We start from the raw sequence: 12,515 nt of genomic DNA on the forward strand, positions 1-12,515 counted from the left end.
TCGACACCACCTTCGCCACCCTCCAAGCCCGCGGAGCCGACATCGTCCAAGAACCCACCCACCAGCCCTACGGCACCCGCGACTGCGCCCTCCGCGACCCCGCCGGCAACCTCATCCGCATCCAACAACTCCCCTGAACCACCCAGCAATCCCCGATCGACTCAACGGGAGGCGTGCTGACACTGGTCGGCAGGAGCAGGAGCGCAGCTGACCCGGTTCAAGCGTCGAAGTCGACCGTGAGGGCGTCGGAGCAGGGCAGGGACTGGCAGGTCAGGACGAATCCCGCCTCGACCTCCGAGGGCTCCAGCGCGAAGTTGCGCCGCATGTCGGCCTTGCCGCTGGTCACCTTCGCCCGGCAGGTGCCGCATACGCCGCCCTTGCAGGCGAACGGCAGATCCGGCCGCGCCCGCTGCGCGCCGTCGAGAATCGTGACGTCGCGGGACAGGGCGGTGGTCGTCGAGCGGCCGTCGAGCACGATCGTGACATCACTGGTGAGGCCGTCGATCGCGGCGTCCTCATGGCGGAGGGGTGCCGGCGGGACGTCGTCGACGTAGAACAGCTCCTGATGTATCCGCTCATCCGGCACACCGGCACGACGCAGCAGATCCTGGGCACCGGTGACCACGCCGAACGGCCCGCACAGCCACCAATGGTCGATCTTCGCGACATCCGGCAGGAGAGCGAGGAGCGCTTCGAGCTTGCCCACGTCCAGCCGTCCGGTGAACAGCTCGGCCTCCCGCGGCTCGCGGGAGAGCACGTGGACCAGTTCCAGCCGCGCCAGGTAGCGGTCCTTCAAATCCGCCAGTTCGTCGGCGAACATGACCGAATCGGTGCGGCGATTGCCGTAGACAAGGGTGACGGTGGCCTCCGGTTCCCGCAGCACGGTCGCGGCGATCGAGAGTATCGGCGTGATTCCGGACCCCGCGGCGATCAGCACATGTCGCCCGGGCACCGCCTGATCGGGCGAAAAGGAACCTGTCGGCGTGCCGACCTCGATCTCGTCGCCGGGCTGGACCTGGTGCACGAGCCAGGCGGAGAACAGCCCGCCGGGCACTTCACGCACGCCGATGCGCGGGGCGGCACCCGCGGGTGCGCAGATCGAGTACGAACGGCGTTCTTCGCGGCCGTCGATCGTGCGGCGCAGCGTAAGCGACTGCCCGGCGCGGAAGGTGTAGGTTTCGGCGAGGCCGGGCGGAACATCGAAGGTGACGGCCACGGCGTCGTCACAGAGACGTTCGACGGCCGCCACGGTGAGCCGGTGGAACTCCGTACGCATCCGGATGCTGGTGGTCACTCAGATCTCCTTGACATGCTCGAACGGTTCGTGGCAGGCACGGCAGCGGCGCAGCGCTTTGCACGCGGTAGGCCCGAATTCCGAGACCTGCTCGGTCTCGACCGATCCACAGCGCGGGCAGCCCACGAGCCGCGCCGGCGGGGCCAGCGTCAGCGGCACGGGTCCCGAACGCGGCGGTGCGGCACCGGGCGGGGCGATCCCGGCTTCGGCGAGCTTGCGGCGGCCATCGGCGGTGATCCAGTCCGACGACCACGCGGGCCGCAGCACCGTGCGGATCTCCACATCGAGGTATCCGGCGTTTTCCAGCGCGTGCACGAGGTCGTCGCGCATGGTGTCCATCGCGGGGCACCCGGTGTAGGTGGGTGTGATCGACACGACCACCCGTCCGTCTACTTCGGACACTTCGCGCAGCACGCCGAGATCCGCGAGGGTGAGCATCGGCAGCTCGGGATCCGTCACCGTCTTCGCGACGTCCCGCGCGGTGCGTGTTGTCACCATGTCGCTCCGGGCAGGGCGCGGGCCACGCTCTGCAACTCGGCAAGCAGGTAACCCATCGCCTCGGTGTGCACCCCGTCGCGCCCCGTCCGGCCCGCGACGCCCACCCGCGGCGCTACCTCGGGAGGGGTCAGCGTCGCCGGCGCGAACACCTGCGCCAGCACGTCGTCGAACTCGGCACGCACGCTCGCCGGGTCCACGCCGACGCGCACCTCGATCTCATGCGGGGTGAACAACTCCTCGACGTAGGGCCAGATCCCGTCGAGCCCGGCCCGCATCCGCTCGCGCGAGCGCGCGGTGCCGTCGCCGAGGCGCACCGCCCACCGGGCGGCGTAGTCGCGGTGGTAGGTCAGCTCCTTGACGCCTTTCTCCGCGATCGCCCCGAGCACCGGATCCACGCTCGCGGCCAGCCGCTGGAACAGCGCCAGCCGCCAGGTCGAGAACACCAGCAACACCGCGATCAGCTGCCCGAAATCACCACGCTCCAGCTCCGCGAGCCGAACGTTGCGAAATTCGTGTTCGGGCCGAAGGAACGCGTAGTCGTCCTCGGACCGGCCGGTGCCGTCGGCCTTTCCGGCACGGGCGAGCAGCAGCCGGGCCTGGCCGAGCAGGTCGAGGCCGATGTTGGCGATGGCGACCTCGTCCTCCAGTTCAGGCGCGTTCGTGCACCACTCCTGCAGCCGATGCGACATGATCAGTGCGTCGTCGCCGAGCATCAGGCAATATTGCGCCAGCGTGGGACCATCCACACCGGGCGGAACCGAAGTGTCCATACCGGACAGTGGGTCCTCGAATCCGGTACCGAAGGCCCACCGCGAGTCGTCGTGCGCGTCGGCGAGTGCCTCGTAGGCGTTGTCAAAAGACATGATGCGCTCACATATGGGGGACGTTGTCGGGAATGTCGTAGAACGTCGGGTGCCGGTAGACCTTGTCCGCGCTCGGCGCGAAGAACGGGTCCTTCTCATCCGGGCTGGAGGCGGTGATATCGGCGGCCTTGACCACCCAGATCGACACGCCCTCGTTCCGGCGGGTGTAAAGGTCCCGCGCGTTACGCAGAGCCGCTTCGGCGTCGGCGGCGCGCAGCGACCCCACATGCACGTGGTTGAGGCCCCGCTTGCCCCGCACGAACACCTCCCACAACGGCCAGTCACTCATCGGTTTCGCTCCTTCTCGGCGTGCGCGGTCGCGGCCTCGCGGACCCAGGCGCCGTCCTCGTGTGCCTTGCGGCGGTGCGCGACGCGTTCGGCGTTGCACGGCCCGTTGCCGGAGATCACGCGCTTCAGCTCCGCCCAGTCGATCGCACCGAAGTCGTAATGCCCGCGCTCGGGGTTCCACTTCAGCTCCGGATCCGGCAGCGTCACGCCGAGCACCTCGGCCTGCGGCACGCTCATGTCGACAAAGCGCTGGCGCAGCTCGTCGTTGGTGTGCCGCTTGATCTTCCACGCCATCGACTGCGCCGTGTTCGGTGAATCGTCATCGGGCGGACCGAACATCATCAGCGATGGCCACCACCACCGGTTCACCGCGTCCTGCACCATGTCCCGCTGCGCCTCGGTCCCCTTCATCATCGTCATCAGCAACTCGAAACCCTGCCGCTGATGGAACGACTCCTCCTTGCAGATCCGGATCATCGCCCGCGCGTACGGGCCGTAAGAGCTGCGGCACAGCGGGACCTGGTTACAGATCGCCGCGCCGTCGACCAGCCACCCGATCACCCCGACGTCGGCGAAGGACAGCGTCGGGTAGTTGAAGATCGACGAGTACTTCTGCCTGCCGGTAATGAGTTTCCCGGTCAGCTCACCGCGATCCGCACCCAGCGTCTCGGTCGCCGAGTACAGGTAGAGCCCGTGCCCGGCCTCGTCCTGCACCTTCGCCAGCAGGATCGCCTTACGCCGCAACGAGGGCGCGCGAGTGATCCAGTTGCCCTCCGGCTGCATCCCGATGATCTCCGAATGCGCGTGCTGCGCGATCTGCCGGACCATCGTCCTCCGGTAGCCTTCGGGCATCCAGTCCCGCGGCTCGATCCGCTGATCCTTCTCGAGCGTGTGCCCAAAGTAGTTCTCAAGGTCCTTTTCAGACAGTGTGGAGGTCATCGGTTCTCCTTCGCCACGAGGGTCAGCACGTCGTACTTCGCCACCGAGTCGCCGGCGGCGTTGGTCACGTCGGCATCCCACCGCACCTCGCCATAGTCCTGGTCCAGCCGCGGCGTGATCTGCTTACAGGTCAACGTCACCGTCAGCTCGTCACCTGGCTTGACCGGGGTAAGGAAGCGGAGGTTCTCCAGCCCGTAGTTGGCCAGCACCGGACCCGGCTCGGGCGAAACGAACAAACCCGCCGCGAACGACACGACCAGATACCCATGTGCGACGATGCCACCGAACAACGGGTTCGCCGCGGCCGCCTCAGGATCGGTGTGCGCGTAGAACGTGTCGCCGGTGAACTCGGCGAAGTGATCGATGTCCTCTTTGGACACCACACGCGGCCCGGCCACCACGGAGTCACCGATCTTCAGCTCCGCCAATGACTTCCGGAACGGGTGCGTGCCCTCCCCCCGCCCGCCGGCGCCAGAGGCACAGACACTGCGCGGCGCTCCGGACACCCAGCGGCCGGTGATCGCCGAGAGCACCTTCGGGCTCGCCTGCACGGCGGTGCGCTGCAGGTGGTGCAGCACGCCACGAATGCCACCCATCTCCTCCCCGCCGCCCGCACGGCCGGGGCCGCCGTGGATCAGCTGGGGCATCGGCGAACCGTGACCGGTGGACTCCTTCGCGTCGTCGGAATCCAGCACCAGCAGGCGTCCGTGCCACGGCGCGACCCCCAATGCCACCTCGCGCGCGAAGTCCACGTCGCCGGTGACGACGGAACCGGCGAGGCTGCCCTCACCGCGGGCCGCGTACTCGATCACCTGCTCGGCCGTGGTGTAGGGCAACAGTGCCGACACCGGCCCGAACGCCTCCACCTCGTGCGGCTCGGCCCGATCCGGGTCACCGGCGAGCAGCACTGGCGACAGGAACGCACCCCGCTCGGCGTCGGCATCGACCACCTCGACCCGCTCCGGATCACCGAACACGACATGACCCGCCGCCAGCAACGCTTTCAGCGACCGGCGTACCTCCTCACGCTGCTCCAGGCTGGCCAGCGCCCCCATCCGCACACCTTCGGTGGCGGGGTTGCCGATGACGACCTTCGCCAGCCGCGCGCTCGCCGCCTCCACGACATCGTCCAGCAACCCGGCGGGCACGAACGCGCGCCGGATCGCGGTGCACTTCTGCCCGGCCTTCACCGTCATCTCGGTGACCAGCTGCTTGACGAACAGGTCGAACTCCGCGGTACCCGGCGTGGCGTCCGGGCCCAGGATCGAGCAGTTCAGCGAATCGGCCTCCGCGTTGAACCGCACCGCGTTGCGCACGATCGCCGGATGCGTCCGCAGCTTCCGTGCCGTCGACGCCGAACCGGTGAAGGACACCAGGTCCTGCGGCGTCACATGGTCGAGCAGATCCCCGGCCCCGCCACAGACCAGTTGCAGCGCCCCTTCGGGCAGCAGCCCGGACCCGATGATCAGGTCGATGAGTTTCTCGGTCAGATACGCCGTCTGGCTCGCCGGCTTCACCAGGCTCGGCACCCCGGCCAGGAAGGCCGGCGCGAACTTCTCCAGCGGCCCCCAGACCGGGAAGTTGAACGCGTTGATCTGCACCGCCACCCCACGCAGCGGGGTCGCGATGTGCTGGCCCAGGAAGGTGCCACCACGGCCCAGCGGCTCAACGCCGCCATCGACGTACACCGTGTCGTTGGGCAGCTCCCGCCTGCCCTTGCTCGCATAGGTGAACAGCACGCCGACGCCGCCATCCACATCGAACTTCGAGTCGCCGAGCGTGGCACCCGTGCGCGCGGACAACGAGTACAGCTCGTCACGATGCTCACGCAGGTACGACGCCAGCGCCTTCAGCAGTGCCGCCCTCTGATGGAAGGTGAGCGCACGCAACGCGGGCCCGCCGGCCCGCCGGCCGTACTCCAGCGCCGCGGCCATGTCGACGCCCTCCGAGGAGATCCAGGCGACCTCCTCACCGGTCACCGCGTCGTGCAGGGGCACACCGCCCCCGGGGGCCGCGTGCCACTTGCCGCCGACGTAACTGCGCAGCAACGCCATCGATCCTCCCTTATTTACCGACCGAACGTTCAGGAAGTAATGGTAGCGTGTTCGCATGGCTGACGAAAGCAGGAACGACGAAGTTCAGGTAACTCACCACGATGCGGTGGCCACCCTCACCCTGACCCGCCCCGCGCTGACCCGGGAAGCCAAGGAGGCGCTGCGGGACGCCCTGCGGCAGCTCGCCGAGGACCAGAGCGTACGGGCGGTGGTATTCACGGGCAGTGGTAAGGCGTTTTGCGTCGGGCAGGACCTGGCTGAGCACGCCGCCGCCTTGCGCGCGGACCCTGGTACGGCGTTCGCCACCATCGACGAGCACTACAACCCGATCGTCACGGCACTGGCCACGATGCCCAAGCCGGTCATCGCGGCGGTGAACGGCACCTGCGTGGGGGCGGGTCTCGGCTTCGCGCTCGCGTGCGACATCAGGGTGATCGCCGAGTCCGCCCGTTTCGGCACCGCGTTCAGCGGCATCGGGCTGGTTCCGGACTCAGGGCTGTCGGCGACCCTGGCGCGTGCCGTCGGGACCGCACGCGCGACCGAGCTCATTCTGCTCGCCGAGCCGTTCAGCGCGGCGCAGGCGCTCGAGTGGGGTATTGCCGGCCGCGTGGCCCCGGCGGAGGAGTTGGCCGGCACCGCCGCCACGATCGCGGCGCGGCTGGCCGCCGGTCCCACCCGCGCGTATGCCGAAGCGAAACAGGTGCTGGCTGCCGCCTTCCCGCTCGGCGAGGTCCTCCGCGCCGAAGGGGCCGCTCAGGCACGGCTCGGTCGCACGGCCGACCATCAGCAGGCGGTCGAGGCGTTTCTCGGCAAAACGAAACCCGTCTTCTCCGGAGAATGAGGAAAGCCCGGTGGCGAGCGCCCCCGGGCTTTCTTTCACGTCCAGTCGTAGAAGCCCCGACCGGTCTTGCGGCCAAGCTCGCCGCGCGCGACCTTGTCGCGCAACAGCTTGGGCGGCGCGAACCGCTCGCCGAGCGTCGCGTGGAGGTACTCGGCGATCGCCAGCCGCACGTCGAGGCCGACCAGGTCGGTCGAGCGCAGCGGTCCCATCGGATGCCGGTAACCGAGTTCCATGGCGTTGTCGATGGCCTCGGCGTCGGCGACCTCCTCCTCGAGCATGCGGATCGCTTCCAGCCCGAGCAGGACTCCGAGACGGCTCGTGGCGAAGCCCGGGGAGTCCCGCACGACCACGTCGGTCTTGTCCAGGCCCCGGACCCACGCGCGGACCTGTCCGGTGACCGCGTCCGAGGTCCGCGGCGTGGTCACCACCTCGACGAGTTTCGAGGCGGGAACCGGGTTGAAGAAGTGCATGCCCAGAAACTTCTCCGGTCGCCGTAGTGCCGCGCCCAGTTCGGCGATCGACAGGGAACTGGTGTTGCTGGCCAGCACTGTCCGCTCGCCGACCGCGGCCTCGGCCCTGGCGAGCACCTCGATCTTGAGGCCGGCTCGTTCCGGTACCGCTTCGACGACGAGTTCCGCCGCGGCAGGCAGCTCAGCGATGTCGCCGAGCAGAACCACCCGCTCGAGCACGTCAGCGGGATCCCCGGCCAGCTTGCCGCGCTCGGCCGCTTTGGCCAGTCCCCCGGCGATCCGGGCGCGCGCGGCGTCCATGGCGGCTTCGTCGCTCTCCACCACGGAAACCATCGCTCCGGCGGCGGCGAAGACCTGGGCGATACCGGCTCCCATCCGGCCACCACCGATCACGCCGACCGAACTCGGGATCCGTGCCGTCGTCATGATTTCCTCCGCTCCAGGAACCGGGTCATCCGGTCCCGCTTGTCCTCGGATTCGAAGAGCACGGCCTGCGCGAGATCGTCCGCGACCGGGTGCGCACCGGGTGCGTCGAGCACGAGCTTGGTCAGTCGCAGCGCGGCTTGTGAAGAGGCCGCCATCCGGTCGAGCACGCGGTGCGCCTCGTCGAGCAATGCCTCCGGTGCCACGATGTCGGCGACCAGGCCGAACCGCAGCGCCTCCTCCGCACCGAGCCGGCGCCCGCCCAGCAGGACCTGCTTGGCCACCGACTTTCCCGCCAGCTCCGCGAGCCGCCAGCAGGCGCCCGCCGCGGCGAGGATGCCCAGGCCCGGTTCCGGATTGCCGAACACGGCCGAAGACGTGGCCAGCCGGATGTCGCAGGCGTAGGCCAGTTCGGCACCACCACCGAGGGCGTACCCGTCGATCGCGGCGACGCTGGGCAGCGGCAGCCGTGCGATTCGGTCGAACAGACGGCTGTTGATGCCTTGCAGCGCCTCGTTCCGGCCACGTTCACGCAATTCGGCGATGTCGGCGCCACCCGCGAACGTGCCACCGGCACCGGTGAGCAGCAAGAGCCGGGGCTGCCGTTCGAGCAGCGTGCACACGTCGTGCAGTTCCGCGATCATCGCGGCGTTGATGGCGTTACGGGCCGCGGGGCGGTTGAGGGTGACCACGACCCGGTCCGCGTGTTCGGTGACCTCGAGCGTCTCCCCCATGCTCACACCCGCTCCACGAGCAGTGCGACTCCCTGCCCCACGCCCACACACAACGTCGCCAGGCCGCGGCGCGCGTTTTCCCGTTCGAGCCGGCCCAGCAGCGTGACCACCAGTCGCGCGCCGGAACACCCGAGGGGGTGCCCCAGCGCGATCGCTCCCCCGTCGGCGTTGACGCGCGCCTCGTCCAGCTTCAGTCGCCGGATCACCGCCAGGCTCTGTGCCGCGAAGGCCTCGTTGAGTTCGATCGCGTCGAGATCCTCGGCCCGCAGCCCGATGCGCTCGAACAGTTTCTCGGTGGCCGGAACCGGACCGAGACCCATCACGTTCGGCGCGACACCGGCACTGGCACCGGCGATCACGCGCGCGCGGGGCGTGAGCCCGTACCGGCGCACGGCCTCCTCACCGGCGAGCACGAGGGCCGCCGCGCCGTCGGACAACGGCGACGACGACCCGGCGGTCACGATTCCGTCCTTGCGGAACACCGGACGCAGGCCCGCCAGCTTCTCCAGCGTGGTGGTCCGCCGCGGCCCCTCGTCGACGGTGAACTCGCCGTCCTTCACCGGCACCGGCACGATCTCGGATGCGAAGCGGCCCTCGTCGATCGCGGCGAGCGCCCGCTGGTGGCTGCGCAGCGCGAACTCGTCGCATTCGGCCCGGGTCAGGCCGTCGAGCTTCGCCACCTCCTCCGCCGTCTCCCCCATCGGCAGCGTCACCTTGCGCGTCTCGGGCCCGGCATCGGGCGCCACACCGCGATCGTAGGCGGCGAACTCGGGATTGGTGAACCGCCAGCCCAGGGAGGTGTCGGCGACCTCGCCCGGGCGAGCCCACGGGGTACCTGGCTTGGCCATCACCCACGGCGCTCTGGTCATCGACTCCACACCGCCGGCGACCACGACATCCGCCTCTCCCGCCCGGATGGTGTTCGCCGCGGTCGCCACCGCCGTGAGACCGCTCGCGCACAGGCGGTTCACCGTGTAGCCGGGCACCTCGTCGGGGAGTCCGGCCAGCAGAACGGCCATCCGCGCGACATTGCGGTTGTCCTCACCGGCCTGGTTCGCCGCCCCCAGGATCACCTCGTCCACGGCACCGCCGTCCACGCCGGCACGGCGCACGGCCTCCCGCACCACCAGCCCGGCCAGGTCGTCGGGACGCACTCCGGCGAGCGCACCGCCGTAGCGGCCCTGGGCGGTGCGGACTCCATCGACCACAAACACTTCGGACATGGCTCTCCTGTTGACATCCGCTCGCGCGTTGGCCTTTACTTGAGCCACATTAGCGACCGTCCATTCGGTCAGTAAACACGCGCTGCGTCACATCGGGCTGAGGAGCTTCACCATGACCACCACGCACAGCGGCGTGCCGGCAAAGCGTCTGGGCACTGTGCCCGAGGTGGACGATCTGTCACCGGCGGAACGGATCGGTATCGACGAGTTGCGGGCCCTGCAGCTCGAGCGTCTGCAGTGGACACTGCGGCACGCGTACGAGAACGTTCCCTTCTACCGCAGGAAGTTCGACGAGGCCGGGGTGCGACCGGAGGACTGCCGTGAGCTGGCAGACCTGGCGAAGTTCCCGTACACCACCAAGCATGACCTGCGCGACAACTACCCGTTCGGGATGTTCGCGGTGCCACAGGAGCGGGTCCGCCGCCTCCACGCCTCCAGCGGCACCACCGGCAAACCCACGGTCGTCGGCTACACCGAGGCCGACCTCGACACGTGGGCGGGCGTGGTGGCGCGCTCGATCTTCGCCGCGGGCGGGCGGCCCGGACACAAGGTCCACATCGCCTACGGGTACGGCCTGTTCACCGGGGGCCTCGGCGCGCACTACGGCGCGGAAAAGGCCGGCTGCACGGTGATTCCCGCCTCGGGCGGCATGACCTCGCGGCAGGTGCAGATCATCACCGACTTCGCACCCGAGATCATCATGGTCACCCCGTCCTACATGCTCACGCTGCTCGACGAGTTCGAGCGCCAGGGCATCGACCCTCGCACCAGTTCGCTGCGCGTGGGCATCTTCGGTGCCGAACCATGGACCGAACAGATGCGCACCGAGATCGAGGAGCGCATGGACCTCGACGCGGTGGACATCTACGGCCTGTCCGAAGTCATGGGCCCGGGCGTCGCGCAGGAATGCGTCGAAACCAAGGACGGCCTGCACCTCTGGGAAGACCACTTCTACCCCGAGATCATCGACGTGGTGGACGAGACGGTGCTCGGCCCCGGCGAGACCGGCGAACTGCTGTTCACGTCCCTGACCAAACAGGCCATGCCCATCATCCGGTACCGCACCCGCGACCTCACCGCGCTGCGGCCCGGCACCGCACGGCCCGCGTTCCGGCGCATGGACAAGGTGACCGGCCGCAGCGACGACATGATCATCCTCCGCGGGGTCAACGTGTTCCCCACGCAGATCGAGGAAATCGTCCTCGCCACCGACGGGGTGTCGCCGCATTTCCAGCTACGACTGACCAAAAAGGACCGCATGGACCACCTCACGGTGCTCGTGGAGGCGCGGGCCGGCGTGCGGGACGAACTCCGGGGGAACGCGGCCCGCGAAATCGCGGCGCGCGTCAAGGACGGTGTCGGGATCACCGTGGACGTCGAGATCCTGGACCCCGAAAAACTCGAGCGGTCGGTGGGCAAGCTGCGTCGGGTGATCGACCAGCGGCAGGGCGCCTGAACGGACAAGACTCGTGCCACGGGGGCGCCCGCAGTCGGCCGGCGCCGGCTTCGCCGTTCGAAGTGACCGATGAATTCACTGACCAGCGAACAGAGCCAAACCCGCCCGAGGGAATCCCCCCGCAAGGCCGGTCCCGGAGATATCTGTCCGCCCGACACGACGCCGACCCCGGAACCCACCCGGTGACCTTCGCCTTCAACGGCGGTCCCGGCTCGGCGAGCAGACCCAACCGTCCGCCCACCCGGGTTTCAGGTCCGCGGGCGGACGGTTCCGGTCCCCTTCGTCACAGCCCCTTTGCGATGCCGTCGAGATAGGCGGCCAGTTCCTTGGGGCGGGCGTACATGGGTCCGTGTCCCGTTGCCCACTCCGTGGTCTCGGCACCGGCGCGGGCGGCCAACTCGTGCTGCGTGGCAGCGGGCAGAGCGCGGTCCTCGGAGGCGACCAGGTAGTGCGACGGCAACTCTCGCCAGGCCGGTGTGCCGGACGGGGAGCCGTCGATGCCGAGACGGGCAAACTTCTGCACCGCGCTCGCGAGTGCGGTGCGCTCGGCGGGGGCGTCGGCGGCCATGGTGGCGCCGTAGGCGGGGCGATCGATGTAGGAGTGGCCGTCCTCGGTGACCCTCAGGTGTTCGGGGAGCACGCTGCCGGGGCGCCGACGGGCGATGTCGCTGACCGACTCGCTCTCGTCGGGCATGAAGGCGGCGATGTACGACAGCGCCCGGACCTTGTCCTGGCCGTGGGCCGCGTTGGTGATCACGGCACCGCCGTACGACCAGCCGACCAGCAGCACCGGTCCGTCGACGGTGGACAGTGTGCGGCGTACGGCGGCGACGTCGTGCTCCAGTGACTCCAGGCTGAGTTGGGCCGCCACGGGCTCGTGTCCGAGCTTCCGCAGCTCGGTGATCGTCTCGCTCCAGCAAGAGCCGTCGGACCAAAGGCCGTGGACGAGAATGATAGCGGTCACGGGGAAACCTCCGGAAGAGTTGTCAGATGGGTGTTGACGACAGGATCTGGTCGAGCGACGGCGCCAGGCACAGTCGGGTGGCGGGGCAGGACGGGGTAGTCGTCTGCCCGCAGGCGCCTGAAGGCACTCCGCGGCCGGCCGAGCCGGAAAGGCGCCGTGCACGAGGGCGACGGTCAGCTTGGCGCCGGCCGCGCGGAGAACGGTGGTGCGGACGGGCGGTGGTTGAACACCTGTTTCCTCCTTCCTGGTGACGTGGGGCATGGCGTGCGCTTTCCGCTGGAGCGAGGCAGGCTTGCGCGGTCAGGCGCGGGTGCGGGCCCAGGCCTCGGTCGAACAGGATCTGGGTGATGGCGCCGCCAAAGGAGTTCCCCATGATGATGAGCCCGACGGTGCCCGCTGCGCCGTTGGAGGTGCTGGCCATCAGGGCTCCAAATGGATAGAACGTTCTGTCTACCTGTAAATATTAGC

13 protein-coding genes are annotated in these 12,515 nt (G+C 69.1%); 3 read left to right on the forward strand and 10 right to left on the reverse strand.

Features of this window, described 5'->3' with window-relative positions; genetic code table 11:
• The coding region (locus VJT49_RS20555; RefSeq protein ID WP_324166574.1) for a VOC family protein at positions 1-137 on the forward strand (137 nt) is incomplete at its 5' end.
• A gap of 80 nt (positions 138-217) precedes the next feature.
• Here VJT49_RS20555 and paaE read toward each other — a convergent pair.
• From paaE to paaZ, 6 genes are read right to left on the reverse strand one after another with little or no spacing between them, the layout of a single operon-like run.
• Positions 218-1,276, reverse strand: a complete 1,059-nt coding sequence (paaE, locus tag VJT49_RS20560) for a 1,2-phenylacetyl-CoA epoxidase subunit PaaE (RefSeq protein ID WP_324166575.1) — start codon at positions 1,274-1,276, stop codon at positions 218-220.
• 18 nt (positions 1,277-1,294) lie between these two features.
• Complete coding sequence (gene paaD / locus VJT49_RS20565) at positions 1,295-1,792, reverse strand: 1,2-phenylacetyl-CoA epoxidase subunit PaaD (RefSeq protein WP_324166489.1); 498 nt, start codon at positions 1,790-1,792, stop codon at positions 1,295-1,297.
• Positions 1,786-2,655, reverse strand: coding sequence for a 1,2-phenylacetyl-CoA epoxidase subunit PaaC (gene paaC / locus VJT49_RS20570; protein ID WP_324166490.1), 870 nt, complete (start codon positions 2,653-2,655; stop codon positions 1,786-1,788). The genes paaD and paaC overlap by 7 nt, the downstream gene beginning before the upstream one ends.
• Before the next feature lie 7 nt (positions 2,656-2,662).
• Positions 2,663-2,944 (reverse strand): 1,2-phenylacetyl-CoA epoxidase subunit PaaB, encoded by a 282-nt coding sequence (paaB, locus tag VJT49_RS20575; RefSeq protein ID WP_324166491.1) that lies wholly within the window; start codon positions 2,942-2,944, stop codon positions 2,663-2,665.
• Positions 2,941-3,882 carry a 1,2-phenylacetyl-CoA epoxidase subunit PaaA gene (gene paaA, locus VJT49_RS20580; RefSeq protein WP_324166492.1) on the reverse strand — a complete coding sequence of 314 codons (942 nt, stop codon included), beginning with the start codon at positions 3,880-3,882 and terminating at the stop codon, positions 2,941-2,943. Before paaA ends, paaB begins: the two co-directional genes overlap by 4 nt.
• Positions 3,879-5,936, reverse strand: coding sequence for a phenylacetic acid degradation bifunctional protein PaaZ (gene paaZ / locus VJT49_RS20585; RefSeq protein WP_324166493.1), 2,058 nt, complete (start codon positions 5,934-5,936; stop codon positions 3,879-3,881). The genes paaA and paaZ overlap by 4 nt, the downstream gene beginning before the upstream one ends.
• A 55-nt stretch (positions 5,937-5,991) precedes the next feature.
• Here paaZ and VJT49_RS20590 point away from each other — a divergent pair, with 55 nt between their 5' ends.
• Positions 5,992-6,777, forward strand: coding sequence for an enoyl-CoA hydratase/isomerase family protein (locus VJT49_RS20590; protein ID WP_324166494.1), 786 nt, complete (start codon positions 5,992-5,994; stop codon positions 6,775-6,777).
• A 35-nt stretch (positions 6,778-6,812) separates the two neighbouring features.
• Here VJT49_RS20590 and VJT49_RS20595 read toward each other — a convergent pair whose 3' ends face one another.
• The 3 genes from VJT49_RS20595 to VJT49_RS20605 are packed head-to-tail and all read right to left on the reverse strand — an operon-like array spanning position 6,813 to position 9,627.
• The gene (locus VJT49_RS20595; protein WP_324166495.1) at positions 6,813-7,673 is read right to left on the reverse strand and encodes a 3-hydroxyacyl-CoA dehydrogenase family protein; all 861 of its coding nucleotides are present in this window, start codon (positions 7,671-7,673) and stop codon (positions 6,813-6,815) included.
• Positions 7,670-8,404, reverse strand: coding sequence for an enoyl-CoA hydratase/isomerase family protein (locus tag VJT49_RS20600; RefSeq protein WP_324166576.1), 735 nt, complete (start codon positions 8,402-8,404; stop codon positions 7,670-7,672). The genes VJT49_RS20595 and VJT49_RS20600 overlap by 4 nt, the downstream gene beginning before the upstream one ends.
• Before the next feature lie 2 nt (positions 8,405-8,406).
• On the reverse strand, positions 8,407-9,627 hold the full coding sequence (locus VJT49_RS20605) for a thiolase family protein (protein ID WP_324166496.1): 1,221 nt from the start codon (positions 9,625-9,627) through the stop codon (positions 8,407-8,409).
• A gap of 112 nt (positions 9,628-9,739) precedes the next feature.
• Between VJT49_RS20605 and paaK the strand changes: the two genes are divergently transcribed.
• On the forward strand, positions 9,740-11,083 hold the full coding sequence (gene paaK / locus VJT49_RS20610; protein WP_324166497.1) for a phenylacetate--CoA ligase PaaK: 1,344 nt from the start codon (positions 9,740-9,742) through the stop codon (positions 11,081-11,083).
• Between the two features lie 283 nt (positions 11,084-11,366).
• On the opposite strand, the gene VJT49_RS20615 is transcribed toward paaK, so the two are convergent.
• Positions 11,367-12,047, reverse strand: coding sequence for an alpha/beta hydrolase (locus VJT49_RS20615; RefSeq protein WP_324166498.1), 681 nt, complete (start codon positions 12,045-12,047; stop codon positions 11,367-11,369).
• Between the last annotated feature and the right edge of the window lie 468 nt (positions 12,048-12,515).

Origin of the sequence: Amycolatopsis sp., assembly GCF_035276945.1 — a bacterium.
GTDB lineage: Bacteria > Actinomycetota > Actinomycetes > Mycobacteriales > Pseudonocardiaceae > Amycolatopsis_E.

Bases quoted from the DNA above. Each gene is read 5' to 3' on its own strand.
- paaE (WP_324166575.1), bottom strand. From the start codon at position 1,276: ATGCGTACGGAGTTCCACCGGCTCACCGTGGCGGCCGTCGAACGTCTC.
- paaD (WP_324166489.1), bottom strand. From the start codon at position 1,792: ATGGTGACAACACGCACCGCGCGGGACGTCGCGAAGACGGTGACGGAT.
- paaC (WP_324166490.1), bottom strand. From the start codon at position 2,655: ATGTCTTTTGACAACGCCTACGAGGCACTCGCCGACGCGCACGACGAC.
- paaB (WP_324166491.1), bottom strand. From the start codon at position 2,944: ATGAGTGACTGGCCGTTGTGGGAGGTGTTCGTGCGGGGCAAGCGGGGC.
- paaA (WP_324166492.1), bottom strand. From the start codon at position 3,882: ATGACCTCCACACTGTCTGAAAAGGACCTTGAGAACTACTTTGGGCAC.
- paaZ (WP_324166493.1), bottom strand. From the start codon at position 5,936: ATGGCGTTGCTGCGCAGTTACGTCGGCGGCAAGTGGCACGCGGCCCCC.
- VJT49_RS20590 (WP_324166494.1), top strand. From the start codon at position 5,992: ATGGCTGACGAAAGCAGGAACGACGAAGTTCAGGTAACTCACCACGAT.
- VJT49_RS20595 (WP_324166495.1), bottom strand. From the start codon at position 7,673: ATGACGACGGCACGGATCCCGAGTTCGGTCGGCGTGATCGGTGGTGGC.
- VJT49_RS20600 (WP_324166576.1), bottom strand. From the start codon at position 8,404: ATGGGGGAGACGCTCGAGGTCACCGAACACGCGGACCGGGTCGTGGTC.
- VJT49_RS20605 (WP_324166496.1), bottom strand. From the start codon at position 9,627: ATGTCCGAAGTGTTTGTGGTCGATGGAGTCCGCACCGCCCAGGGCCGC.
- paaK (WP_324166497.1), top strand. From the start codon at position 9,740: ATGACCACCACGCACAGCGGCGTGCCGGCAAAGCGTCTGGGCACTGTG.